Here is a 23,196-nt window from a genome sequence, read left to right as displayed (position 1 = left end):
ACGCCCCCGACACGCCGGAAGCCTCAGCGCGGCGAGACCACCACGGCCAGCAGCCCCGGCCCCACATGCGCCCCGATCACCGCCCCCACCTCGCTCACGGACAGCTCCCGCAGCCCGGGCACCCGCGCCCGCAACCGCTCCGCGAGCGGCTCGGCACGCTCCCCCGCCGCCAGATGGTGAACGGCGATGTCGACCTCGCGCTCCCCCGCCTGCTCGACCGCGATCTCCTCCAGCCGGGCGATCGCCCGGGACGCCGTCCGCACCTTCTCCAGCGGCTCGATCCGCCCACCCGCCAGGTGCAGCAGCGGCTTCACCGCCAGGGCCGACCCGAGCAGCGCCCTGGCGGCACCGATCCGCCCGCCCCGGCGCAGGTACTCAAGGGTGTCGACGTAGAAGAAACCGCTGGTCAGCGATGCCCGCCGGGTGGCTGCCGCGGCCACCTCGACAGGCTCCCCACCGGCCGCCGCCGCCTCCGCCGCCGCCAGCACGGCGTAGCCGAGGGCCATGCCCACCAGTCGGCTGTCCACCACCTGCACCGGCACCGGCGCCTCGGCGGCCGCCAGCCGGGCCGCCTCCACCGTGCCGGACAGCTCGCCGGAGATGTGCACCGAGACGATGCCGCGCGCCCCCGCCTCGGCGGCCGCGCGATAGGCGGCGGCGAAGGTCTCGGGGTTCGGCCGGGAGGTCGTCACCCGCTGCTTGCCGCGCAGCGCCTCGGCGACGTCCTTCGGGGAGATCTCCACCCCCTCGGAAAGCACCGTGTCACCGACCGCGACGCTCAGCGGGACCACGGTGATCCCGTGGTGGTCGACGGCCTGCTGCGGCAGGTAGGCCGTGGAATCGGTGACAAGTGCGAGGTCGGCGGGCATGAGCCGGAGGTTACTCCCCGTCCGCTCCGGATGACAGCGCCCGGAGAGCAGCGCCCCAACGGCAGCGCCGGGCCCGGGCCGGTCCGCCGAGCGCCCGGGCCCGGCCGACGGCGACGCCCGGCCCCGAAGGGCGGGCCGAGCCGTCCCGGTCAGCCGGCCGAGGACCCCGTGCTCGGCTTGCGCAGCCGCTGCGCCAGCCGCGACAGCGGGTCCGCGAGGCCCAACAGCTCCTCGGCGCTGGGCCGTCCGCCCCGTCCGTCGGTCAGCCCGGGCCGGACCGCCTCCTCCCGCGCCGCGCCCCCGGTCGCCGCAGCCCCGACACCGCCAGCACCGCCGACGCCACCCGCACCACCGGCACCACCGGCAGGGGCACCCGCCCCCGAGGCGTCCCAGTGCCGCAGCGCGCCGGCCTCGCTCTCGCACTCCTGGCTGAGCCTGCTCAGCTCGTCGTCCGCGAACCGGTGCATCCGGTCCTGGGCGGCCCACCGCATGGTCTCGGCGGAGTGGGTGATCCGGTCGGCCCGCTCCCGCAGCTCCGGCAGCTTGGCCGCGATCCGCCCGGTGTCGGGCTCCCGCTCCAGGACCCGCAACTCGCCGTCCAGTTCGGCCGCGTGGGCGTCCAGCCTGGTCAGCAGCGCCAGCGACTCGCCGAGCTGCCCGTCCTCGGCGAGCCCGCTCTCCAGCACCTGCCGGGTGCCGTCCAACGAGGTCCGCAGCCCGAGCCGGACGGCGGAGATCTGCCCCTGCGGCCCGGGCTTGGTGAACGTCTTCGCCTTGAGGGTGACGTTCTCCACCGCGCGCCGGGCGTTGGCCTCGTGCCGCTCCACCTTCACCGCGACCGCCTTCGCCGCCTTGACCGTGCCGACCACGGCCAGGGCCAGCGCCGCCAACCCGAAGAGCAGGGCCAGGCCGATCATCACGCCGAGCACGTCCATCACGAGCCACCTTCCACCAGCCGAACCGGCCCCCACCGGGCCCAACGCGGGCCAGCCCGCCGAGGGTTCCACGGTAGCCGCCGAGCACGCTCCGAGGGCAGGCCGAAGGGGCCCCGGCGCCGGAGATCAGGGACAGATCGGGGTTCTCACCCAGAGTCCTGCCCCGGGCAGACCGGGCGCAACCGCAGGGGCCACCCCGGTCCGACCACAGAACCCCCGCCCAAACGGCAGGGGCCGGGCGGCGCCACGACGACGCCACCCGGCCCCCGAACAGCCGCCCGTCAGCCCGTGACGATGTTCACCAGCTTCGGCGCCCGCGCGATCACCTTGCGCACCGGCGCGTCACCGATCGCGGCCACCACGGCCGGGTCGGCCATGGCCAGCGCCTCCAGCTCGGCGTCGGAGATCGACGGCGAGACCTCCAGCCGGGCCTTCACCTTGCCCTTGATCTGCACGACGCAGGTCACCGCCTCGTCCACCACGTACGCCGGGTCGGCGACCGGGTAGTCGGTGTGGGCCAGCGACTCGCCGTGGCCCAGCCGGCGCCACAGCTCCTCGGCGATGTGCGGGGCCAGCGGGGCGACCATCAGCACCAGCCGATCGGCCACCTCGCGCGGCGTCGACCCCCGCTTCACCAGGAAGTTGTTCAGCTCGATGGCCTTGGCGACGGCCGTGTTGAAGCGCAGCCCGGCCATGTCGCCGCGGATGCCGTCGATCGCCTTGTGCAGCGCCCGCAGGGTCGGCTCGTCGGCCGGCTCGTCCACGACGACCAGCTCGCCGGTCGACTCCGAGACGATGTTGCGCCACAGCCGCTGCAGGAAGCGGTACGACCCGACCACCGCACGGGTGTCCCACGGACGCGAGACGTCCAGCGGGCCCATCGACATCTCGTACAGGCGCAGCGTGTCGGCGCCGTACTCGTCGGCGATCTCGTCCGGGGCGACGGCGTTCTTCAGGGACTTGCCCATCTTGCCGGCCTCGCGCTTGACCGGCTCGCCCTCCCAGAAGTACCCGCCGTCGCGCTCCTCGACCTCGGCCGCGGGCACCGGGAAGCCGCGCTCGTCGCGGTACACGTCCGCGGTGATCATGCCCTGGTTGAACAGCTTGTGGAACGGCTCGACCGAGGAGACGTGGCCCAGGTCGTGCAGCACCTTGTGCCAGAAGCGGGCGTACAGCAGGTGCAGCACGGCGTGCTCCGCGCCGCCGACGTACAGGTCCGCGCCGCCGGCCGGCTTCTCGGCCGTCGGGCCCAGCCAGTACCGCTCGTTGGCCGGGTCGACCACCTGCGCGCCGTTCGCCGGGTCGATGTAGCGCAGCTCGTACCAGCACGAACCCGCCCAGTTGGGCATGGTGTTGGTCTCGCGGCGGTACGTCCTGACGCCGTCGCCCAGGTCCAGCTCGACGTTGACCCAGTCCTCGTTGCGGGACAGCGGGGTCTTCGGCGAGGAGGTGGAGTCGAACGGGTCGTAGGTGTGCGGCGAGTAGTCGTCCACCTCGGGGACCTCGACCGGCAGCATCGACTCGGGCAGCGCGTGCATCACGCCGTCCTCGTCGTAGACGATCGGGAAGGGCTCGCCCCAGTACCGCTGGCGGCTGAACAGCCAGTCGCGCAGGCGGTAGTTGACGGTGCCCTCGCCGATGCCGTGCTCGGCCAGCCAGGCGGTGACGGCGGCCTTGGCGTCGACCACGCTCAGGCCGTCCAGCGAGATGCCGTTCTCGGTGCCCTCGTCGTGCGCCGAGTTGACGATGACGGAGTCGTAGGTGTCGAACGCGTCGTCCCAGCCGTGCGGGTCCTCGCCACGGCCGTCGGTCGGGCCGACCACGCAGCGCATCGGCAGCTCGAAGGCCCGGGCGAAGGCGAAGTCGCGGTGGTCGTGGGCCGGGACGGCCATGATGGCGCCGGTGCCGTAGCCCATCAGCACGTAGTCGGCGATGAACACCGGGACGGGCTCGCCGCTGACCGGGTTGGTCGCGTACGCGCCGGTGAACACACCGGTCTTGACCTTGGCCTCGACCTGGCGCTCGACGTCCGACTTGGCGGCGGCGGTCGCACGGTACGCGGAGACGGCCTCGGCGGGGGTGGCGGCGCCGCCGGTCCACTCCTCGCGGGTGCCGGCCGGCCAGGCCGCCGGGACGATGGAGTCGACCAGGCCGTGCTCGGGCGCCAGCACCATGTAGGTGGCGCCGAACAGGGTGTCGGGGCGGGTGGTGAAGACGGTGATCTTCTCGTCGGAGCCGACCGCGAAGTCGACCCGGGCGCCCTCGCTGCGGCCGATCCAGTTGCGCTGCTGCAGCTTGATCGCCTCGGGCCAGTCCAGCAGGTCCAGGTCGGAGATCAGGCGGTCCGAGTAGGCGGTGATGCGCATCATCCACTGGCGCAGGTTCGACTTGAACACCGGGAAGTTGCCGCGCTCGGAGCGGCCGTCCGCGGTGACCTCCTCGTTGGCCAGCACCGTCCCCAGGCCCGGGCACCAGTTGACCGGCACCTCCTTGGAGTACGCCAGCCGGTACTCGCCCAGCACGTCCTCGCGCTCGGCGGCGGACAGCGCCGACCAGGCGCGGCCGTCCGGGGTCGGCTGCGCGCCGGACTCGAACCGCTCGACCAGCTCGGCGATCGGGCGGGCCCGGCCGGCCTCGGTGTCGTACCAGGAGTTGAAGATCTGCAGGAAGATCCACTGGGTCCAGCGGTAGTACTCCGGGTCGATCGTGGAGATCGAGCGGCGGGGGTCGTGGCCCAGGCCCAGCCGGCGCAGCTGGTGGCGCATGTTGGCGATGTTGGCCTCGGTGGAGACCCGCGGGTGGGTGCCGGTCTGCACCGCGTACTGCTCGGCGGGCAGGCCGAACGCGTCGTAGCCCAGCGTGTGCAGCACGTTGTGGCCGGTCATCCGCTGGTAGCGGGCGTAGACGTCGGTGGCGATGTAGCCCAGCGGGTGGCCGACGTGCAGGCCCGCGCCCGAGGGGTACGGGAACATGTCCATGATGAAGCTGTGGGGCTTCGCGGCGACGTCACCGGCGGCCGGGTCGGCCAGGGCGCCGGCCGGGTTGGGGGCGTGGAACGTCCCCTCCTTCTCCCAGATGTCCTGCCAGCGGGACTCGATCTCCGCCGCCAGGGTGGCGCTGTACCGGAACGGCTCGGTGGCGGCCTCGGCCGCGCCGGAGGCAGGGGTCGTCTCGCTCATGATCCTTCAGGCTCCATCGATGTCGGTTGGCGAACCGGCGCACTCGGCCGGCTTCGGCGGGCAGCCGGGGCGGGAAACCCGGGCGGAAAACAAAAAATCCCCTCGCAGGAGGGGACGCCACGCCGACTCCGGCACCGCCCTGGGGGCGCAGCCGGTCCTGGTCAGCGCGGCCGGCTAAGGAGCAGGCGCACGGTTCGCATGGGCTCAGGGTACCGCAAGGGGGTCAGGCCTCTCCCGGCGATACCAGCCGGGAGGCCGCGTCGAAATCGCGCAGCGCCCGGGCGACCCGCTCGGACTGCATCCCCGCGGCCAGCAGCCGTGCCCGGTCGGCGGTCCTGGCGGCCTCCCCCTGGTCGCCGGCCCGTCGGTGGGCGTCGGCCAGCCGGACCATCAGCAGCACCCTCGCCCGGGCCCGGCCGGGGCCGAGTCCGGCCACCGCCTCGGCCAGCAGGGCGCGGGCCCGGGCGAGCTCGCCGAGGTGGAGGTACCCCTCGCCCAGCATGCCCGCGAGGTCGGCCCCGACCTCCGGGTCCGCCGGGGCGTCCGGCGGGCCGCCGGCCAGCGCCGCAAGGGCCTGCCCGGCGGCGGCCTCGGCCTCCTCGCCCTCGCCGCGGCGGCCGTGCGCGCGGGCGATCCGGCCGAGCTGCAGCGCCCGCTCGGCCGCGCCCAGGGCCGGTCCGGCCGCCTCCAGGGCGGTGGCGAGCATCGCGATGGCGTCCAGTCCGCGCCCGCCGGGGCTGTGGGTGGCCATCACCACCAGGCACCCGGCGACGGCGACCCCGAGCCGGGCGTCGCCGCAGACGTGCGCGGCGCGCAGCGCGGCCGCGAACGCCCGCTGGGCCACCGCCTCGTGGCCGAGGTCGTAGCCGGCCCAGCCGACCAGCCGGGCCAGCCGGCTCGCGGTGCCGTACAGCTCGCGCCCGAGCGCCTCGTCGTACGCGCCGAGCTCCAGCAGCTTGGCGACCATGGCCAGTTCGGCCCGGGCCGGGCCGAGGACGAGCCCGCCGCCGCAGGCCCGCTCCAGGCGCAGCTTGCTCTGGTAGGCCAGCCCGAGCTCGCCCACCAGGGCGGGGTCGATCCGCAGGGCGCCCTCCCCGCCCCCGACGGGCGGCGGCGGGGACACCAGCCGGCGGGCGGCCTGGTCGAGGTCGGCGCCGCGGAACAGGTCGGTGAGGCGGACCGGGCCGGCGTCGGCGGCCGCGTCCCGCAGCGCGGTCTGCGCGGTGTCGGCCGTCCACGGGTCGCCGAGCAGCCGGGGCGAGAGGCTCTTGGCGCCGCGGTTGCCGCCCATCCGGCCCCAGAGCTGCTCGTAGGTGACGGCGATGCCCAGGGTGCGGCTGAGCACCTCGCAGACCGCCTGGTCGTGCGGGCTGCGCGGCACCATGCCGCGGTCGCGCCACTTGTAGGGGGCGGTGGAGCTGATCGCGAGGCCCGGCGGGAGGGTGAGGTTGACCTCGCGGGCCAGCCGCTCCGGGTTCCAGCCGAGCCGGTGCAGTATCCGGGCCAGCTCCTCGTTGCGCCTGCGCTCCAGATCGGCCATGCGACGACGGTAGCGGTCGCTCCGACCGCGCCGCCGCCGCACCGGGGAAAACGGCGCACCCCGCGAAGCCGCACGGAACACGCGCCGAACACCCACGGACACCGGGCCGAGAAAACGCCGAAGACCGCCTCCCGATTGGGAGACGGTCTTCGATTCCTGTGGAGCTACGGGGAATTGAACCCCGGACCTCTTGCATGCCATGCAAGCGCTCTACCAACTGAGCTACAGCCCCTTGACCTGCGGTGCCTCCGAAGGTTTCCTGCTGTTTCCCTCGGCGACATCGATTACTTTACACGGTCGAAGGGGTGCTCCACGAATCCGTATCCGGGCGGGCCCGCGAGCCCGCCCGGACCGGTCCCGGGGCCCGTCCCGGCTGCGGGCCGGCCCCGGGGCGCGCACCTACCCCGCCACCCGCCGGACGCGGACGGCGAACGCGGCGGCCAGCGCCAGCGCCCCGGCGATCACCGCGAGGGTGACCTGCAGCGCGTGCCCGGAGGCGCCGGGCGTCGCCGGCAGGTCGACCTCGCCGAGGAAGACCGTGCCGAGCAGCGCGACCCCGACGACCTGCCCGAGCTGGATGACCGTCACCATCACACCGCTGGCGTCCGCCGCGTCCGCCGGGGCGACCCGGCCGAGGGCGCGGGCGAACAGCGGGGAGTAGGCGCAGCCCGCCACCAGCCCGAGCACGGCCGTCAGCACCAGCCCCCCGGCCCCGATCTGCGCACCGCCGCCCAGCAGCACGCCGAGCAGCAGGTAGCCGGGGGCGAGCAGGCAGCCGGCGAGGACCGGCAGCACGCCGTGCAGCCGCCCGGGCAGCCGGTGCCAGTGCAGGCTGGCGACGCCGAAGCCGACCGCGACCGGGGCGGAGCACAGCCCGGCCCGCAGCGCGCTGTAGCCGAGCCCGGACTGCTGGTGCAGCGCGAAGGCGAACATGAAGCCGGCGAACGCCGCCATGATCATGAACAGCGCGCCGGCCGCCGGGCGCAGTCCGGCGGCCGCCAGCACCCGCCCGGCGATCAGCGGCTGCCCGCCGCGTCCGGCGATCCGCCGCTCGACCAGCAGGAACAGGACGGCCAGCAGCCCGCCGGCCGCGACCATCGCCCAGCACCAGCCGGGCCAGCCCAGCTCGCGGCCGAGCACCAGCGGCACCACCAGCAGGCCGAGGGCGGCGCCGAGCACCACCAGGCCGGGGACGTCGAAGCCGCGGCTCCGGTCGCCGGGCAGGGCCGGCAGCAGTCGCGACCCCGCCGCGAGCAGGGCCAGCCCGATCGGCACGTTGACCAGGAACACCGGGCGCCAGCCCGCGCCGAACAGGTCCGCGCTGACCAGCACGCCGCCGAGCACCTGGCCGACCGCCAGGCCGCCCGCCAGCACCGCCGAGTAGAGGCCGAGCGCCCGCACCCGGGCCTGGCCGGTGAAGGTGCGCTGCACCAGGCTCATCACCTGCGGCACCATCAGGGCCGCCCCCGCGCCCTGGAGCAGCCGGAAGGCGATCAGCCAGCCGGTGGTCGGGGCGAGCCCGCAGGCCAGCGAGGTGGCGGTGAACGCGGCCAGGCCGAGCTGGAACAGCCTGCTGTACCCGTAGCGGGCGCCGAGCCTGGACCCGGTGATCAGCAGGACCGCGTACGCGATGGTGTAGCCGGCGATGACCAGTTGGAGGGCCGCACCGGAGGCGTGCAGGTCGGTCCGGATGGTCGGGACGGCGACGTTGACGATGGAGGCGTCGAGCACGGCCATGAACTGGCCGCCGAGGATGAGCGCGAGGAGCGGGCCGGGCCGGGTTGCCGCGGCGCCCTTCGTACGACCGGCCACGCTCGGCCGGATCTGAGTGTCCGTCATGGATCCAGCCTCACCCAAAGCCGGTACTGGTGGTTAGAGCCTGGTGATCCTGGTACTGGCAGCACCTGTCTGCCCGGCGCGCCCTGCGGCACGATGAGGGCATGACCGTCCTGGACGAACCCCCGACCGCTCCGACCGCCCGCGGACCGCGCCGACCGGACCGCCGCCGGACCGAGCTGGCCGGGTTCCTGAAGGCCTGCCGGGCCAGGGTCGCACCCGAGGACGTCGGCCTGCCGCCCGGCCTGCGCCGCCGCACGCCCGGACTGCGCCGCGAGGAGGTGGCGCAGCTCGCCGGGGTCGGGGTGACCTGGTACACGTGGCTGGAGCAGGGCCGGCCGATCAACGCGAGCGAGCAGGTGCTGACGGCGGTGGCCCGGGCGCTGCGGCTGGACGCCACCGAGCGGGAGCACCTGTTCCGGCTCGCCGGGGTCTCCGCCAGCCCGCAGGAGCAGCCGGACCCGTCGTTCCTGGACCCGTCCACGCAGCTGATCCTGGACGCGCTCATGCCGCTGCCGGCGGCGGTCTCCAACACCCGCTTCGACGTGCTGGCGTTCAACCGGGGGTACGAGGCGCTGTTCGCCGCGAGCCGGGCGAGGGCCGGCAACTGGCAGTTCAACAGCATCTGGTGCACGGTCACCGCCCCGCCGTGCTGCAACCCGTTCCTCAACCGGGCCGATGCGCTGCCGACGATGGTCGCCGTGCTGCGGTCCGCCTACGGCAAGCACGTCGGTGAGCCGGCCTGGGAGAAGCACGTCCAGGAGCTGGCCGCGCGCAGCGAGGAGTTCCGCGAGCTGTGGGCCCGGCAGGAGGTGGCACCGCCGCGCACCTCGCTGCGGGTCTTCCGGCACCCGGTCGTCGGGGTGCTGCGGTTGAACGCGTCCTACCTGACCATCCCGGGGGTGCCCGAGACCTACGTGGTCGTGTACACCCCGGAGGGTCCCGAGGAGCGTGAGCGGATCGAGCGGCTGGCCGCCCTGCCCGCCGGCGGCTGGACCAACGACTGCGACCACCGCGGCTGACCCGGCGGCCCGGCGCCGCGCCGGAAAGCGGAGAAGGCCGCCACCCGGTGGGTGACGGCCTTCTCGTCCGTTGTGGAGCTACGGGGAATTGAACCCCGGACCTCTTGCATGCCATGCAAGCGCTCTACCAACTGAGCTACAGCCCCGCAACACGCACGGCCCTCGCGGACCGCAGGTGCGGAGTGGAGCTACGGGGAATTGAACCCCGGACCTCTTGCATGCCATGCAAGCGCTCTACCAACTGAGCTACAGCCCCGCACTCACCGGATTTCCCGCTTCCCTTCCGGGCCGCGTTTCCTCCGTGCGAACGAGGAAGACTCTAGCTGGTCAGGCCCGGAACTGCGAAATCCGCCCCCGCAGACCACTCAGCACCTCAGGTGTCGTCGCCGATGACCGGCTGCGGCAGCGTGCCCGCGTTGTGCTCCAGCAGGCGCCAGCCGCGCGCGCCCCGGCCGAGCACCGACCAGCAGCAGTTGGACAGGCCGCCGAAGCACTCCCAGAGCTCCGGCTCCATGCCGAGCAGCCGGCCGAGCATGGTGCGGATGGTCCCGCCGTGGCTGACGACCACCAGGGTGCCGTCCTCCGGCAGCTTGCCGACCGCCTCCAGCACCACCGGCACCGAGCGGTCGGCCACCTCGGTGGACAGCTCGCCGCCGCCGCGCCGGACCGGCTCGCCCTGCGCCCAGGCCGCGTACTCCTCGGGGAAGCGCTCGCGGATCTCGGCGTTGGTCAGGCCCTGCCAGGATCCGGCGTAGGTCTCGCGCAGGCCCTCGTGGTGCTGCACGTCCAGACCGGTGACCCGGGCCAGCTCCTCGGCGGTGCGCCGGGCCCGCTTGAGGTCCGAGGACACCAGCAGGTCGGGGCGCAGGCCGGAGAGCAGCCTGGCCGCCCGCTGGGCCTGCAGGACGCCCTGGCCGGTCAGCTCGATGTCGGTGCTGCCCTGGAAGCGCGATTCGAGGTTCCAGGAGGTCTGGCCGTGCCGCCAGAAGACGATGCGCGGACCCCGCGCGTCCCGGCTCAGCTGTAGTCCTCGGCGCCGAAGTCGTCGGCCGGGGCCACCTCGGCCGGGGCGACGGCGTTGCCGGCCGCGTCGGTGTGCGCGTCCTCGGGACGGTTGCGCGTGGCCAGCGCGTCGGCCGGCAGCGGGAGCTCGGGGCAGTCCTTCCAGAGGCGGTCCAGCGAGTAGAAGGAGCGCTCCTCGGAGTGCTGGACGTGCACCACGATGTCCAGGTAGTCGAGCAGGATCCAGCGGCCGTCGCGCTCGCCCTCGCGGCGGACCGGCTTGACGTCCAGCTTCTCGCGCAGCTGGTCCTCGATCTCCTCGGCGATCGACTTCACCTGGCGGTCGTTGTTCGCGGAGGCGATCAGGAAGGCGTCGGTGATCGACAGCACCTCGCTGACGTCGAACGCGATGATGTTGTGCGCCAGCTTGTCGGCCGCCGCCTGGGCGGCGACGGTGATGAGTTCCTGGCTGTGCTCGGTGGCGGTCACTATGTTCTTCCGGCTCGGCGGCTTGGGGGTCGCCCCCGGCGCTCGGCCGGGGATCGCCTTCCAGGATCTCACGCCGCCGCGGCGGCCCCGGAACCGTTTTCCCGGGGCCGCCCGCGGGCGACCGGCCACCGGCCGGTCACCGCACGGTGCGGGTCACTGCGCCTTCGGAGGCTGGTAGTCCTTGCCCAGGACGACCAGCAGGTCCGCGTTCTGCGGGTCGGTGACCTTCTTCGCCGCCGTCTCCGGCAGGTTGAGACTGATCGCGAGCGACTTCGCCGCGGCCTGCCGGGCGTCGTCGGTGTAGCGGATCTCACTGGTCGGCTGCGCGGCCGTCTTCGTCCCGCCGGGGACGAAGGTGAGGCCCGCGTTCACGACCTGGACCTGGGCCGCGGCGGCCGCCTGGTCGTTGCCGCTGCCGTCCTGGATCGAGACCCTGGCCGCCGCGTCGCCCGCGGTGGCGGCCTTCAGGGTGCCGCCGAGCACCTCCTTGACCTGCTTGCCCGCCGTGGCGTCGTCCAGGGTGCCGTCCGGCTTCACCGGCAGCGCGGTGGTGCTCAGGTGCCCGTCCTTGGCCTGCTGGGCGAGCTGGGTGAGCACCCCGGCCAGTGCGTCCTCGGGCAGCGAGGGGTCGAGCACCGCGTTCATCCGGTGCACGTCGTCCTTGGCGTCCTTGAACTCGACCGGCATGGTGCGCACCACGGCGTCCATCACCTGGCCGAACCGCGCGAGCTGGGCGTCCCGGGTCTCACCGGGCGCCTGGAGGGTGGCGTAGGCGACCGCGGCCTTGCCGCTGAGCAGGGTGTTCTTGCCCGCGGCGGAGAGCGGCTTGCCGTCCGGCTTGCCGCCCTCGCGGGTCTCCGCGTTGGTGTCCACCCGGACCCCGCCGAGCTGGGCGACCAGCAGTTCCAGGTACGGGGTGTCCAGCCGCCAGGTGCCGGCCACCGGCGCGCCCAGCACGGTGGCCAGGCCCTCCCGGGTGGAGGACGGGCCGATGGCGTCCATCGCCTGCCCGAGGGTGGTGATCGGCGGGTCGTTCGGGCCGGGCAGCTTCAGGGTGTCGGGCAGCAGCAGCACCGAGCCCTTGTGCCCGGAGGAGTCGTTGACCAGCAGCGCGCTGGAGACCTTGCCCGTCAGGTCGCGCAGGTGGACCACGTTGACCTGGCGCGGACCGGCCGCGGTCGCCGCGGTCTGCTTGTCACCGGTGAACCAGAGGTAGCCGCCGGCCCCGGCGGCCGCGACGGCGAGCACCGCGGCGGCGCCGATCAGCCTGGTCCGCAGCTTGCGGCGGCGCTCGGCGCGCACCTCGCTGCGGGACTCGGCGAACTTCAGCCAGTCGATGACGTCCTCGGACTCCTCCGCCTCCTCGTCGACGAAGGTGAACTCGCCCGTCGGGTAGTCCTCCCCGGACGCCTTGGCGGCCCCGCCCCGGGCGGCCCGGCTGCCGCCGACCTGCTCCGAGGGCGGCTCCGGGCGGACCGGCGCCTCGGCCGCGGGCCTGGGCGCACGCGGACGCGGCGGCACCGGTGCGGGCGCGGGCGCCGGCGGGGCGGGTGCGGGCTCCGGCTCGGCCACCACCGGCTGCGGCGCGGCCGCGTACTGCTGCGGCTGCTGCTGGTACGGGTCGTAGGCCTGCTGGAACCCCTGCTCCTGGTAGCCGTACCCGCCCTGCTGGTACTGCTGCGGCACGGGCTGGCCGTACTGGTCGTACTGCTGCTGCTCGTAGGGTTGCCGGTACGCCTGCTGCTGGTACTGCTGCTCCTGGTAGCCGCCGTACTGGTCCTGCCCGTACTGGTCGTACTGCTGCTGGTACGGCTGCTGCTGCACCGGCTGGACCGGCTGCCCGTACTGGTCGTACTGCTGCTCGTAGGGCGGGTACTGCTCGTACTGCCCCGTGGACCAGTCGTCCTGCTGTCCCCTGCGATCGCTCATCCGTCGGCCCCTTCGGGGATCAGGTCCGGTGCGGCGCGTAGAGCGCCCGCTTGTCGATGTAGCGGACCACGCCGTCCGGGACGAGGTACCAGACCGGCTCGCCCTTGGCGACCCGGTTGCGGCAGTCCGTGGAGGAGATGGCCAGCGCCGGGACCTCCACCAGGGAGACCCCGCCCACCGGAAGCCCGGCGTCCGTCAGAGTGTGCCCCGGGCGGGTGCACCCGATGAAGTGCGCGAGCGAGAAAAGCTCCTCGGAGTCCCGCCAGGAGAGGATCTGGGCCAGCGCGTCGGCCCCGGTGATGAAGAAGAGGTCCGCGTCCGGGTGCTGCGCGCTCAGGTCGCGCAGGGTGTCGACGGTGTACGTCGGGCCCTCGCGGTCGATGTCGATCCGGCTGACCGAGAACTGCGGGTTCTCCGCGGTGGCGATGACCGTCATCAGGTAGCGGTCCTCGGCCGGGGTCACATGGCGGTCGCTCTTCTGCCACGGCTGCCCGGTCGGCACGAAGATCACCTCGTCGAGGTGGAACGCGCTCGCCACCTCGCTGGCGGCGACCAGGTGCCCGTGGTGGATCGGGTCGAAGGTGCCGCCCATGACGCCGAGGCGCTTCCTCGCCGGTACCGGTCCGCCGGGATTCCCGGCCTGCTCTCCCATGCCGCCACACCTTACGCGACGCCCGTTACGGTGCGGGAACGCCCGGTGTTCGACCGCTTCGGACGCACGGAAGGGAGCGGCCGGCGCGCTCGCCGGACGCTCCCCTGGCCGCCTCCGCGGGGCTCAGCGGTCGCGGTTGAAGCGGGTGGTGACGTAGAGCAGCAGCAGCAGGATGAACAGCGCGCCGCCACCGGTCAGGTACGGGTTGAGGCTGTCGTGGTTGCCCCCCTCGCCCTCGGAGGCGAGCAGGTTCAGGACGGGGAGTGCGGCGGCAGTGCTCATGGTCGGCGGGACCTTCTCGGCTCGGAGGACGGACCAGGGTGCGGGCCGGCAGCGGCCCGCCTGTCATCGTACGGGTGCCGACACGGCAACCGCTCGGCGGCCCACCGCGTCTGATCCGGTGTGAAGGGGCCCCGCCGGACCGCTCAGCTCTTGCGACCGGCCCGCAGCAGGATCCACGCCAGCAGGCCGACGCCCACGAAGGAGCCGACCACGACAACCCGCAGGAAGATCCCCGGGCCGCTCTCCGTCGAGATCGGGGCGGCCAGGCTGACAAGGGCGTCGGTGGGCATCTGCGGACTCCTCGGACTGCTCGGTACCGCGGCCAGGTCTGGTCTCGGCTCTCCAGGGCAATCAGCCTAAACCGGTCTCACACCGGCGCCGCCCACCGCCCCCTGCGCCACGCCCGGCGCGGCTCAGGGCCTGTCGTTCGGGTCACGTCGCCCACCGGCGACATCCGAAGGACAGGACCTAGGGTGGCCCGCGGGGACGAGTACGCAACCGCGGACGTTGCACAGACAGTCGTTGCAGGCGAAGACCAGCGGGGGCCGGCCAGCGATGCCGGGGCCGCCGTTCGACCAGGAGGTACTCACACGATGACCGACACGACCGAGAAGACCCCGAGCCGGCGCCGCCAGCGCTTCCCGGAGATCTCCACCCGGGCCTGGGAGCACCCCGCCGACCGCTCCGCCCTGGTCGCGCTGCGCAAGCTGACCGGCTTCGACGACGTGCTGAAGAAGCTCGCCGGGCTGGTCTCCGAGCGCTCGATCCGGCTGATGTTCCTGGCCACCGCCGTCAAGACCTCCGAGCGCCAGTTCCCCGAGCTGCACAACATGGTGCGCGACGCCGCGTACGTGCTCGACCTGGAGAAGGTCCCGGACCTCTACGTCAGCCAGGACCCGACGGTCAACGCGTACTGCATCGGCATCGACACGCCGATCATCGTGGTCACCAGCGGGCTGGTCGAGCTGCTGGACGAGGAGGAGCTGCGCTCGGTCATCGGCCACGAGGTCGGCCACGCGATGTCCGGCCACGCCGTCTACCGGACGATGCTGCTCATCCTCACCAACATCGCCGCCCGGATCGCCTGGGTACCGCTCGGCAACCTGGCGATCATGGCACTGGTCACCGCGCTCAAGGAGTGGTTCCGCAAGGCCGAACTCTCCAGCGACCGCGCCGGACTGCTCGCCGGTCAGGACCTCCAGGCCTCCATGCGGGCCCTGATGAAGCTCGCCGGCGGCCACAACCTCGCCGAGATGAACGTCGACGCCTTCCTGGAGCAGGCCGAGGAGTACGAGAAGGCCGGGGACCTTCGCGACGGCGTGCTGAAGCTCCTCCAGGTGCTGCCGCAGAGCCACCCGTTCGCGGTGGTCCGGGTCGCCCAGCTGAAGAAGTGGGCGGAGGGCGACGAGTACCGCTCGATCATGGCCGGCGCCTACCCGCGCCGCGGCGACGACGCCGACACCTCGGTCGGCGAGCAGTGGAAGGCCGCCGCCGACCACTACAGCACCTCGGTGAAGGAGAGCAAGGACCCGCTGATGGGCCTGCTGCGCGACGTCGCCGGCGGCGCCGCCACCGTGGGCGGCAAGCTGCGCGACACCTTCGCGGGCGCCGCCCGCGGCAACGGCTCCGGCCCCGACGCCCCGCGCGACGCGGAGTGACACCCCACTCCTGAACAACCCGCTCCGGAAAGCCCGTTGGCGACGGCCGGCGACCTCCTGGTCGCCGGCCGTCGGCATGTCCGGGGGCCGCCCCGGAATTCCCCCGACGGAACACCGGGAAATGCGAACCTGAAAGCAGACCGGGGAAAGCTGAGGATTACTTCAGTTCGGATATCTCCGACAACCCGGTCAACGGCGTTGCGGCAAAAGGGAATTCACCTATGCTGAACAGCCATGCGACTGCTGATCGTCGAGGACGGAAAAAGCCTCGCGCACTCCCTGAGCGAAGGCCTGAGCGCCGAGGGCTACACCGTGGACCTCGCCTTCGACGGCCGAAGCGGACTCGAACTCGCCCAGTCCGAGCCCTATTCAGCCCTCGTGCTCGACCTGATGCTGCCCGGCCTCAACGGCTTCGCGATCTGCCGCGAACTGCGCCGCACCGAGAACTTCGTGCCGATTCTGATGCTCACCGCGAAGAACGGCGAGTACGACGAGGCCGAGTCCCTCGACTGCGGCGCCGACGACTATCTGAGCAAACCGTTCTCGTACATCGTGCTCACCGCCCGGCTGCGCGCGCTGCTGCGCCGCGGCACCGGGCCCCGACCCGCCGTCCTCACCACCGGAGACCTCCTCCTCGACCCCGCGGCCCGCCGCTGCACCGTCGGCGGGAGGCGGATCCGGCTCACCGCAAAGGAGTTCGCCGTGCTCGAATGCCTGGCCCGGCACCCGGGCCGGGTGGTCGCCAAGACCGCCATCCAGGACACCGTCTGGGACCCGTCCCACCGGGGTGACGCCAATATCGTCGAGGTCTACATCGCCGCGCTGCGACGGAAGTTGAACCTCCCCGACGCCCGCTGCGGAATCGAGACGGTGCGCGGCGCCGGCTACCGGCTGGTGCCCGATGCGCACTGACCCCCGCCCGCCCGGCCCGATACCCGCCGACCCCCCGCTGCGCCCGCTCCACCGCCTCTGGCACCGCCCGTCCGTCCGGCTGCGGGCCGCCCTCGGCGCCGCTCTGGCCTCACTGGCCGCGTTCGCCGTCGCCACCGCCTGGATCGGCGACGAGGTCCGCGACCAGTGGACGGAGCTGGCACGGAAGCGGGCCGAGTCGAGCGTCATCATGGTCACCCACGACATCCCCACCGGCACCCAGAGCTGGGGCGAGAACATGCAGGAGTCCTTCCTGCTGGTCCTGGCGGACGGCCGGCTGGCCTCCCCCCTGCGGCCCCCGGACGAGGGCCGGGTCTTCCTCCCCAACGAGCGCTGGGTCCGGGCCAGCACCCTGCTCGACGAGTACACCGGCTCGCCCGCCGCGCCCTTCACCGACCTGTCGCCCTTCGCCCAGGACGTCGGCCTCGGCCACACCGAACGGATCCGGGTCCGGCTGCCCGACCGGACGGCCCTGCCACACCTGGAGGAGAACGGTCCCACCCTCGCCGGCCGGACGGTCACCCTGATCAAGCGGGTCACCGACCCGGTCTCGTCGCAGGCCCTGGAGCGGTACACCGGCATCGCCGGCCTGCCGGAGCAGCGGGTCACCGTCTACCTGCTGGTCAACCCCACCACCGCCGACCAGGCCGCCGACCGGATCACCGGCATCTTCGCCCGCTACGTGGTGCCCGGCGCCACCCTCTTCACCGCGCTGGTGGCCTGGCTGGTCACCGGTCTGGCCCTGCGCCCGGTCGAGACGATCCGCCGGCGGATGGCGCGGATCGGCGCCGGGGCGTTCCACGAGCGGGTGCCCGTCCCGCCCTCCGGTGACGAGATCTCCCGGCTCGCGACCACCACCAACACCACGCTCGGGCAGCTGGAGCACGCGCTCCGGGAGCAGCGCCGACTGGTCTGCGACGCCTCGCACGAGCTGCGCAGCCCGATCGCGGCACTGCGCAGCTCGCTGGAGGTCACCCTGGCCCACCCGGCGGACGCCGACTGGCCGCGGGTGGTCCGGAGCGCGCTCGCCGACACCGAGCGGCTGCAACTGCTCACCGACGACCTGCTGCTGCTCGCCGCCACCGACGAAGCCACCACCAACGAGACCGCCGGAGAGGCCGCCGACGAGGCCGCCAGGGACGGTCGGCGGGCCCGGCCCGCGACCAGGCTGACCGACCTCGCCGACCTGGCCGCCGAGCAGCTCGCCGAGCGCGCCCATCTCGCCCCCGACGGGCCGCGCTGCACCGCCGCCGCCCTGGAGCCCGCCCTGATCGCGGCGGACGAGCTGCTGCTCGCCCGGCTGCTGCGGAACCTGCTCGACAACGCCGTCGCCCACGCCCGTACGGAGGTCGTGGTCTCACTCACCGCCGACGGGGGCTCGGCCGTGCTCACCGTCACCGACGACGGGCCCGGTATCCCGCCGGCCGACCGCGAGCGGGTCTTCGACCGCTTCGTCCGGCTGGACGAGGCACGCGACCGCGCCGCCGGCGGGGCCGGCCTCGGCCTCTCCCTGGTCCGCTCGATCGCCCGCCGCCTCGGCGGCAGCGCCGTCCTCACCGATCCGCCCGCGCCGCTCACCGGGGCCCACGCCGTCATCCGGCTGCCGCTGCGGCCCGAGCCGACCGAGGCCGAGAGCAAGGCCGCCGCGGAACAGGCCACGGCCGCCGCAGAGCGGCCCTAGCCTCCCGCCAGCACCCCGCACACCTGCCAGGCCGGCCGCGCGTGGTTGCCCGGGTCGACCGCGGGCGGGGCGGGCGGCGGGGTGCCGTCCGGGCCGGCCAGCACCGGCTGGAGGAAGCCCGCCATCGACACGGTGCAGGGCGCGGGCCCGGCCTGGAGCACCGAGTCCACCAGGCGCAGCTGCGCGGTGGCGAGGTCCACCCGGTCGAACTCGAAGGTCAGCTGCCGCCGCACGGTCTCCACGGTGACCGGCGCCCCGCTCGGGGCCCCGGCCGGCTTCAGCGCGTAGACGAAGGTGTGGTCGGTGGTGATCTGCAGGGTGCCGCCGTCCGCCTCGTCGATCCGCATCGCACCGGCCACCTTGACGCTGTCCGCCGCCAGCGCCACCTGCGCCGGGTCGAAGCGGACCAGCCAGCCGGTGAGCGCGTGGTGCCGGTCGTCGACCGGCTGGGTGACGCTGTCGTCGAACTGGGCCTGCTCCCCCGGGGTGACGAAGGACCGCACCTCGGCGGTCGCCCCCTGGATCAGGGTCGAGGGCGCCAGCGAGGAGGCCACCAGGTAGCGCTGCACGGTGTCGAGGGCCTTGGTCACCTCGACCCTGCTGAAGTGCGCGGTGGCCGTCCCGGAGGGCGTCCCGAGGCCGATCGCGCCATCGCTGTAGCCGGGTGGCAGACCGGCGAACGGGTGGGCCGGATCGCCGGCCGGCCGAACGGCGGAAGCGGGGCTCAGCGCCACCAGGCTGACGGTCAGTTGGCTTCCCTCGGGGCGGGCCGCCTGCCGGTTGGGCGAGCTGACCCCGAAGTACACGGCGGCGCCGAAGGCCACCAGGATCAGCATCAGCAGCGCGAGCGCCTGCCGGGGCACGGTGCCCAGCGGGCCGAGCCGCACCCGCGGGCGGGTGGCACGGCCGAAGGAGCCGCTCAGCCGCTCGCTGGCGGACAGCTCCTGGATGCGGGCAGCGCGGACGAACGACTCGTCGAAGACGACGGACCGGTATTCGTCATCGTTTCCGGAACCACCGTCGGGCGCACCCTCCGGAGGTTCTCGCGGGTCACCCATAACACCAGGGTAAGGCGCACCCTCGCCCCGCCACGAGGGTGTTCACCGAGATTCCCGGGAACGCCGGGTAACCGCGGCGGCGGCAGGCCGCCGCCGCGGGGCCGACCGGTGCCCGGTCCGGGCGGATCAGTGCCTCAGCCCGCCGGGGCGGTGACCACGAGCGACGGCTCGGCCGGCGGGGGCGTCGGGTCGACCCCCGCACTGCTGCTGCCGGACTCGGGCCGCCGGGGGGCACCCCCGGTGCCGCCCACACCCTGGTAGATCGCCGCGACGGCCACCGCGACCAGGCTGACGCCCATGATCACGGCGAGCACCCAGGCCACCGGCCGGTGCCAGCGCTGCTGGGCGACGTAGCGCCCGCGGCCGGCCCGGACCGGGTCGTAGACGCTCGCCCGGCCCCAGCGGCGCGACCGGCGCCCGGAGGTCCGGCCCGGCCCTGACCACGGATCAGGGTAGAGATGGTCGTCGTCGAGCCCGCTCGGGTGCGGGCGCAGCTCCAGCGGCAGCCCGTCGCCCGCGGAGACGTCATACCCCCAGCCCGGTCCCACCGCGTCCGACTCGAACCGGGCCTCGGCAGCGGCGAGCTGCCGCTCCTTGGCCGTCGGCTCGTGAACGGCGGCGGACCGCACGAAGGCCTCATCGAAGACCACGGTGGCGAACTCGTCGTCCGCACCACCGTGGTCGGCGCCGTCGGGGTACGGCAAGCCCCCCACATCCTCAGCCACGGATTCAGCGTATTACCGGGCGGGCGATTTGTCTGTGGCTCCTCGCAGTTGGTCCGTCACACGTGTGACGTCGGACCGGCCGGCCGGGCTCAACCGGTGGCCGCCGAACCCCCCACGGTCTGCGTCGCCTCGCCCCGGACATGCCCGTCACCAGTGACGATGTACTTGGTGCTGGTCAGCTCGGGCAGGCCCATCGGGCCGCGGGCGTGCAGCTTCTGGGTGGAGATGCCGATCTCGGCTCCGAAGCCGAACTCACCGCCGTCGGTGAACCGGGTGGAGGCGTTGACGGCCACCGTGGTCGCGTCGACCAGCTGGGTGAAGCGGCGGGCGGCGGCCTGCGAGGTGGTGACGATCGCCTCGGTGTGGCCGGAGGACCAGCGGCGGATGTGCTCCACGGCGGCCTCCAGCGAGGGCACCACGGCGGCCGCCAGGTCGTAGGAGAGGTACTCGGTCTCCCAGTCCTCCTCGGTGGCCGGCACCACGGTGGCCGCCGAGCCCTCGGCGGCCTTGAGCACCGCGTCGTCGCCGTGCACGGTCACCCCGGCCTCGGCCAGGGCGGCGAGCGCCAGCGGCAGGAAGGCCTGGGCGACGTCCTGGTGGACCAGCAGGGTCTCCGCCGAGTTGCAGACGCTGACCCGCTGCGCCTTGGAGTTCAGCAGGATGCCGACGGCCATCGCCAGGTCGGTCTGCGCGTCCACGTAGACGTGGCAGTTGCCGGTACCGGTCTCGATCACCGGGACGGTCGAACCCTCGACGACCGCGCGGATCAGCGAGGCGCCGCCGCGCGGGATCAGCACGTCGACCAGGCCGCGGGCGCGCATCAGCTCGGTCACCGAGTCGCGGCTCTCGCCGGGGACCAGCTGGACGGCGTCGGCGGGCAGGCCCACCGAGGCGACGGCGTCGCGCAGCACCTCGGTCAGCGCGGTGTTGGACCGGTAGGCGGAGGCCGAACCGCGCAGCAGCACGGCGTTGCCGGACTTCAGGCAGAGCGCGGCGGCGTCGGCGGTGACGTTGGGCCGGGCCTCGTAGATGATGCCGACGACGCCGAGCGGCACCCGGACCTGGCGCACGTCCAGGCCGTTGGGCAGGGTGTAGCCGCGCACCACCTCGCCGACCGGGTCGGGCAGGCCCGCCACGTCGCGGACGTCGGAGGCGATCGCGGCGATCCGCTCGTCGTCGAGGGCGAGCCGGTCGACCACGGACTCGGCGGTGCCGGCCGCGCGGGCGCGCGCGACGTCCTCGGCGTTGGCCGCGGTGATCTCGGCGCTGCGGGCCACCAGGGCGTCCGCGATCGCCACCAGCGCGGCGTCCTTCACCCGGCGCGGCAGCGGGGCGAGCGCGGCGGCGGCCTCCCTGGCTCGGCGCGCTACGGCGAGGACGGGGCTGTCGGCGGTGGCGAGATCGCTGGTCATGCGCCAAGGGTAGCGACTGGGCCGACACCGCCCGCCGGGCATTTCGCCCGGTGAGACACGCCCCGGGCGAAGCACACCCGGCCCCCGGTCCCCCCGCGGCCGGCCTCAGTACGGGTGGACCCCGCCCAGGTGCGGCGGCGGATCGCCGAAGCCCTCGGCGACCCGCTTGTGGTACGTCGCCCGGTCGACCACCTCCAGCCCGACGATCTCCCACGGCGGCAGGCTCGCGGTCACCTTGTGCTCGCCCCACAGCCGCAGCGCGATCGCCGCCGCGTCGTGCAGGTCCCGGGCCTGCTCCCAGTAGCGGATCTCGGCGTGGTCGGCCGCGTAGCGGGCGGTCAGGAAGAACGAGTGGTCGTGCGCCAGCCGCTCCAGCCCGGCCCGCAGCGCGGACAGCGGGGTGACCTTGCCGGCCACGCTCAGCACCACGTGCCAGAGCCGGGCCTGCTCGGGCGCCGCGGGCGGCTCCCCCTCGTCCCGCCGCTCCGGGCCGAGCCCGCGGACCGTGCCGGGCTCCCGCGGCGGACCGGCCGGTCCGGCGGGGCCGCCGTCACCGCGTCCGCCGTCGATGCTGGTCAGCCGGCGGCCCGCCGCTCCTCCGGTCAGCGCTGCCTCGCGCCTGCGTTCCACCGGCGGCCTCCTGTTCGGCGATGTCGTGTCGTCGTCCGCGTCAACCCCCCGGCCCGGCGCGTACGGCTGCGCCCCTCCTCGCCCGCGGTCGGGGCGGCGCCGCCGCCCTGCCGAGGGCCGGGGAGGCCGGTCCCACCCCGCCCCGTGCGGAGCGGCCCGTCGGCCGTGCAGGCCGGTCAGCCCCGCAGGACGACCAGGTCGTCCCGGTGGACGACCTCGCGCTCGTACGCGGCGCCGAACTCCTGGGCCAGGTCACGGGTGGACCGGCCGAGCAGGCGGGGCAACTCCCTCGCATCAAAGTTGACCAGTCCGCGCGCCACGATGTGGCCGTTTTCGCCAAGAAGGTCCACCGGATCACCCGCAGCGAACTCTCCGTCCACCTGGGTGACCCCGGCGGGCAGCAATGAGGCGCCCCCGGAGACGACCGCCGCGACGGCCCCCTCGTCCAGGTGCAGGGCTCCGCGCGGGCTGCTCGCGTGGGCCAGCCAGAGCAGCCGGTCGGAGGAGCGGCTGCCGGTGCGCCGGAACAGCGTGCCGGTGGACCGGCCGGCCAGGGCGTCGGCCGCGTGGCTGGCGGCGGTGAGCACCACCGGGATGCCCGCGCCGGTGGCGATCCGGGCGGCCTCGACCTTGGTGACCATGCCGCCGGTGCCCACGCCGGCCTTGCCCGCGCTGCCGATCTCGATGCCGTCCAGGTCGTGCGGCCCGCCGACCTCGGCGATCCGGCTGGTGCCGGGGCGGCTCGGGTCGCCGTCGTAGAGGCCGTCCACGTCGGAGAGCAGCACCAGCAGGTCGGCCCGGACCAGGTGGGCGACCAGCGCGGCGAGCCGGTCGTTGTCACCGAACTTGATTTCGGCGGTGGCGACGGTGTCGTTCTCGTTGACGATCGGCATCGCCCCCATCGCCAGCAGCTGGTCCAGGGTGCGGTAGGCGTTGCGGTAGTGCGCGCGGCGGCTGGCGTCCTCGGCGGTCAGCAGCACCTGGCCGACCCGGATCCCGTACCGGGCGAAGGACGCGGTGTAGCGGGCGACCAGCAGGCCCTGCCCGACGCTGGCGGCGGCCTGCTGGCGGGCGAGGTCCTTGGGCCGCCGGTCCAGGCCGAGCGGGGCGAGGCCCGCCGCGATGGCGCCGGAGGAGACCAGGACCACCTCGGGGGCGTCCGCGCGAGCGCGCACCTTGGCGAGCGCGTCCACCAGGGCGTCCACCCGGTCGGCGTCCAGGCCGCCGGACGCGGTGGTGAGGGAGGAGGAGCCGACCTTGACGACGATCCGCCGTGCGGTCAGCACCTCCTCGCGCAGTGAGTCCTCGCTCATCTCGCTGTACGCCCTTCCGGTGTGGTGCGGGTACGACGGGACCGGGCCCGGCCG

The 23,196-nt window shown here is 73.9% G+C and carries 20 protein-coding genes and 3 tRNA genes; 4 read left to right on the top strand and 19 right to left on the bottom strand.

Annotated elements, in window-relative coordinates; translation table 11 throughout:
- Positions 1 to 23: 23 nt before the first annotated feature.
- The 6 genes from ACIGZJ_RS00200 to ACIGZJ_RS00175 all read right to left on the bottom strand — a co-directional run bounded on the left by ACIGZJ_RS00200 (position 24) and on the right by ACIGZJ_RS00175 (position 8,362).
- Entirely contained in the window at positions 24 to 869 is an 846-nt protein-coding gene (locus ACIGZJ_RS00200) for a DegV family protein (protein ID WP_396455157.1), read from the bottom strand.
- Positions 870 to 1,018: 149 nt separating this feature from the next.
- Complete coding sequence (locus ACIGZJ_RS00195; protein WP_396455155.1) at positions 1,019 to 1,804, bottom strand: hypothetical protein; 786 nt, start codon at positions 1,802 to 1,804, stop codon at positions 1,019 to 1,021.
- 281 nt (positions 1,805 to 2,085) lie between these two features.
- Positions 2,086 to 4,983 (bottom strand): leucine--tRNA ligase, encoded by a 2,898-nt coding sequence (gene leuS / locus ACIGZJ_RS00190; RefSeq protein ID WP_396455153.1) that lies wholly within the window; start codon positions 4,981 to 4,983, stop codon positions 2,086 to 2,088.
- 223 nt (positions 4,984 to 5,206) lie between these two features.
- Positions 5,207 to 6,523, bottom strand: a complete 1,317-nt coding sequence (locus ACIGZJ_RS00185; RefSeq protein WP_396455151.1) for a hypothetical protein — start codon at positions 6,521 to 6,523, stop codon at positions 5,207 to 5,209.
- Positions 6,524 to 6,682: 159 nt separating this feature from the next.
- Positions 6,683 to 6,755, bottom strand: a tRNA-Ala gene (locus tag ACIGZJ_RS00180).
- A gap of 167 nt (positions 6,756 to 6,922) precedes the next feature.
- A complete protein-coding gene (locus ACIGZJ_RS00175; RefSeq protein WP_396455149.1) occupies positions 6,923 to 8,362 on the bottom strand; it encodes an MFS transporter in 1,440 nt (479 codons plus the stop codon).
- A 101-nt stretch (positions 8,363 to 8,463) separates the two neighbouring features.
- On the opposite strand from ACIGZJ_RS00175, the gene ACIGZJ_RS00170 reads away from it, so the two are divergent.
- Positions 8,464 to 9,381 carry a helix-turn-helix transcriptional regulator gene (locus ACIGZJ_RS00170; protein ID WP_396455147.1) on the top strand — a complete coding sequence of 306 codons (918 nt, stop codon included), beginning with the start codon at positions 8,464 to 8,466 and terminating at the stop codon, positions 9,379 to 9,381.
- A 73-nt stretch (positions 9,382 to 9,454) separates the two neighbouring features.
- Here ACIGZJ_RS00170 and ACIGZJ_RS00165 read toward each other — a convergent pair.
- The 8 genes from ACIGZJ_RS00165 to ACIGZJ_RS00130 form a co-directional block, all read right to left on the bottom strand.
- A tRNA-Ala gene (locus ACIGZJ_RS00165) sits at positions 9,455 to 9,527 on the bottom strand.
- Between the two features lie 37 nt (positions 9,528 to 9,564).
- Positions 9,565 to 9,637 (bottom strand) — tRNA-Ala (locus tag ACIGZJ_RS00160).
- 117 nt (positions 9,638 to 9,754) lie between these two features.
- Positions 9,755 to 10,402: a histidine phosphatase family protein gene (locus ACIGZJ_RS00155; RefSeq protein ID WP_392928277.1), complete on the bottom strand. Its 648-nt coding sequence runs from the start codon at positions 10,400 to 10,402 to the stop codon at positions 9,755 to 9,757.
- Positions 10,399 to 10,872 carry a ribosome silencing factor gene (gene rsfS, locus ACIGZJ_RS00150; protein ID WP_396455145.1) on the bottom strand — a complete coding sequence of 158 codons (474 nt, stop codon included), beginning with the start codon at positions 10,870 to 10,872 and terminating at the stop codon, positions 10,399 to 10,401. The genes ACIGZJ_RS00155 and rsfS overlap by 4 nt, the downstream gene beginning before the upstream one ends.
- A 153-nt stretch (positions 10,873 to 11,025) precedes the next feature.
- On the bottom strand, positions 11,026 to 12,801 hold the full coding sequence (locus tag ACIGZJ_RS00145; protein ID WP_396455143.1) for a LytR C-terminal domain-containing protein: 1,776 nt from the start codon (positions 12,799 to 12,801) through the stop codon (positions 11,026 to 11,028).
- 19 nt (positions 12,802 to 12,820) lie between these two features.
- The gene (gene nadD, locus ACIGZJ_RS00140) at positions 12,821 to 13,453 is read right to left on the bottom strand and encodes a nicotinate-nucleotide adenylyltransferase (RefSeq protein ID WP_396455141.1); all 633 of its coding nucleotides are present in this window, start codon (positions 13,451 to 13,453) and stop codon (positions 12,821 to 12,823) included.
- A 123-nt stretch (positions 13,454 to 13,576) separates the two neighbouring features.
- Positions 13,577 to 13,735 (bottom strand): hypothetical protein, encoded by a 159-nt coding sequence (locus tag ACIGZJ_RS00135; protein ID WP_238741139.1) that lies wholly within the window; start codon positions 13,733 to 13,735, stop codon positions 13,577 to 13,579.
- A 143-nt stretch (positions 13,736 to 13,878) separates the two neighbouring features.
- Positions 13,879 to 14,025 carry a hypothetical protein gene (locus tag ACIGZJ_RS00130; RefSeq protein WP_392926998.1) on the bottom strand — a complete coding sequence of 49 codons (147 nt, stop codon included), beginning with the start codon at positions 14,023 to 14,025 and terminating at the stop codon, positions 13,879 to 13,881.
- A gap of 303 nt (positions 14,026 to 14,328) precedes the next feature.
- Between ACIGZJ_RS00130 and ACIGZJ_RS00125 the strand changes: the two genes are divergently transcribed.
- The 3 genes from ACIGZJ_RS00125 (at position 14,329) to ACIGZJ_RS00115 (ending at position 18,004) form a co-directional block, all read left to right on the top strand.
- Positions 14,329 to 15,393, top strand: a complete 1,065-nt coding sequence (locus ACIGZJ_RS00125) for a M48 family metallopeptidase (protein WP_396455138.1) — start codon at positions 14,329 to 14,331, stop codon at positions 15,391 to 15,393.
- Between the two features lie 234 nt (positions 15,394 to 15,627).
- Complete coding sequence (locus ACIGZJ_RS00120) at positions 15,628 to 16,305, top strand: response regulator transcription factor (RefSeq protein WP_396455136.1); 678 nt, start codon at positions 15,628 to 15,630, stop codon at positions 16,303 to 16,305.
- Positions 16,295 to 18,004: a sensor histidine kinase gene (locus ACIGZJ_RS00115; protein WP_396455134.1), complete on the top strand. Its 1,710-nt coding sequence runs from the start codon at positions 16,295 to 16,297 to the stop codon at positions 18,002 to 18,004. Before ACIGZJ_RS00120 ends, ACIGZJ_RS00115 begins: the two co-directional genes overlap by 11 nt.
- On the opposite strand, the gene ACIGZJ_RS00110 is transcribed toward ACIGZJ_RS00115, so the two are convergent.
- The 5 genes from ACIGZJ_RS00110 to proB all read right to left on the bottom strand — a co-directional run bounded on the left by ACIGZJ_RS00110 (position 18,001) and on the right by proB (position 23,142).
- Positions 18,001 to 19,062 (bottom strand): hypothetical protein, encoded by a 1,062-nt coding sequence (locus ACIGZJ_RS00110; RefSeq protein WP_396455132.1) that lies wholly within the window; start codon positions 19,060 to 19,062, stop codon positions 18,001 to 18,003. The genes ACIGZJ_RS00115 and ACIGZJ_RS00110 overlap by 4 nt on opposite strands.
- Before the next feature lie 134 nt (positions 19,063 to 19,196).
- Positions 19,197 to 19,787, bottom strand: a complete 591-nt coding sequence (locus tag ACIGZJ_RS00105) for a hypothetical protein (RefSeq protein WP_392926988.1) — start codon at positions 19,785 to 19,787, stop codon at positions 19,197 to 19,199.
- Between the two features lie 89 nt (positions 19,788 to 19,876).
- A complete protein-coding gene (locus ACIGZJ_RS00100; RefSeq protein ID WP_396455129.1) occupies positions 19,877 to 21,199 on the bottom strand; it encodes a glutamate-5-semialdehyde dehydrogenase in 1,323 nt (440 codons plus the stop codon).
- A 105-nt stretch (positions 21,200 to 21,304) separates the two neighbouring features.
- Entirely contained in the window at positions 21,305 to 21,829 is a 525-nt protein-coding gene (locus ACIGZJ_RS00095; RefSeq protein WP_396455128.1) for a hypothetical protein, read from the bottom strand.
- A gap of 176 nt (positions 21,830 to 22,005) precedes the next feature.
- Complete coding sequence (proB, locus tag ACIGZJ_RS00090) at positions 22,006 to 23,142, bottom strand: glutamate 5-kinase (RefSeq protein ID WP_396455126.1); 1,137 nt, start codon at positions 23,140 to 23,142, stop codon at positions 22,006 to 22,008.
- Between the last annotated feature and the right edge of the window lie 54 nt (positions 23,143 to 23,196).

Origin of the sequence: Kitasatospora sp. NPDC052868 (assembly GCF_044547105.1) — a bacterium.
GTDB lineage: Bacteria > Actinomycetota > Actinomycetes > Streptomycetales > Streptomycetaceae > Kitasatospora.
Note: the sequence above shows the minus strand (reverse complement) of the source record. Positions and strands in the feature narration are given on the sequence as shown.

Bases quoted from the DNA above. Each gene is read 5' to 3' on its own strand.
- ACIGZJ_RS00120 (WP_396455136.1), top strand. From the start codon at position 15,628: ATGCGACTGCTGATCGTCGAGGACGGAAAAAGCCTCGCGCACTCCCTG.
- ACIGZJ_RS00125 (WP_396455138.1), top strand. From the start codon at position 14,329: ATGACCGACACGACCGAGAAGACCCCGAGCCGGCGCCGCCAGCGCTTC.
- ACIGZJ_RS00170 (WP_396455147.1), top strand. From the start codon at position 8,464: ATGACCGTCCTGGACGAACCCCCGACCGCTCCGACCGCCCGCGGACCG.
- ACIGZJ_RS00200 (WP_396455157.1), bottom strand. From the start codon at position 869: ATGCCCGCCGACCTCGCACTTGTCACCGATTCCACGGCCTACCTGCCG.
- ACIGZJ_RS00130 (WP_392926998.1), bottom strand. From the start codon at position 14,025: ATGCCCACCGACGCCCTTGTCAGCCTGGCCGCCCCGATCTCGACGGAG.
- ACIGZJ_RS00135 (WP_238741139.1), bottom strand. From the start codon at position 13,735: ATGAGCACTGCCGCCGCACTCCCCGTCCTGAACCTGCTCGCCTCCGAG.
- ACIGZJ_RS00185 (WP_396455151.1), bottom strand. From the start codon at position 6,523: ATGGCCGATCTGGAGCGCAGGCGCAACGAGGAGCTGGCCCGGATACTG.
- proB (WP_396455126.1), bottom strand. From the start codon at position 23,142: ATGAGCGAGGACTCACTGCGCGAGGAGGTGCTGACCGCACGGCGGATC.
- ACIGZJ_RS00145 (WP_396455143.1), bottom strand. From the start codon at position 12,801: ATGAGCGATCGCAGGGGACAGCAGGACGACTGGTCCACGGGGCAGTAC.
- ACIGZJ_RS00110 (WP_396455132.1), bottom strand. From the start codon at position 19,062: ATGGGTGACCCGCGAGAACCTCCGGAGGGTGCGCCCGACGGTGGTTCC.
- ACIGZJ_RS00115 (WP_396455134.1), top strand. From the start codon at position 16,295: ATGCGCACTGACCCCCGCCCGCCCGGCCCGATACCCGCCGACCCCCCG.
- nadD (WP_396455141.1), bottom strand. From the start codon at position 13,453: ATGGGAGAGCAGGCCGGGAATCCCGGCGGACCGGTACCGGCGAGGAAG.
- leuS (WP_396455153.1), bottom strand. From the start codon at position 4,983: ATGAGCGAGACGACCCCTGCCTCCGGCGCGGCCGAGGCCGCCACCGAG.
- ACIGZJ_RS00100 (WP_396455129.1), bottom strand. From the start codon at position 21,199: ATGACCAGCGATCTCGCCACCGCCGACAGCCCCGTCCTCGCCGTAGCG.
- ACIGZJ_RS00175 (WP_396455149.1), bottom strand. From the start codon at position 8,362: ATGACGGACACTCAGATCCGGCCGAGCGTGGCCGGTCGTACGAAGGGC.
- ACIGZJ_RS00195 (WP_396455155.1), bottom strand. From the start codon at position 1,804: ATGGACGTGCTCGGCGTGATGATCGGCCTGGCCCTGCTCTTCGGGTTG.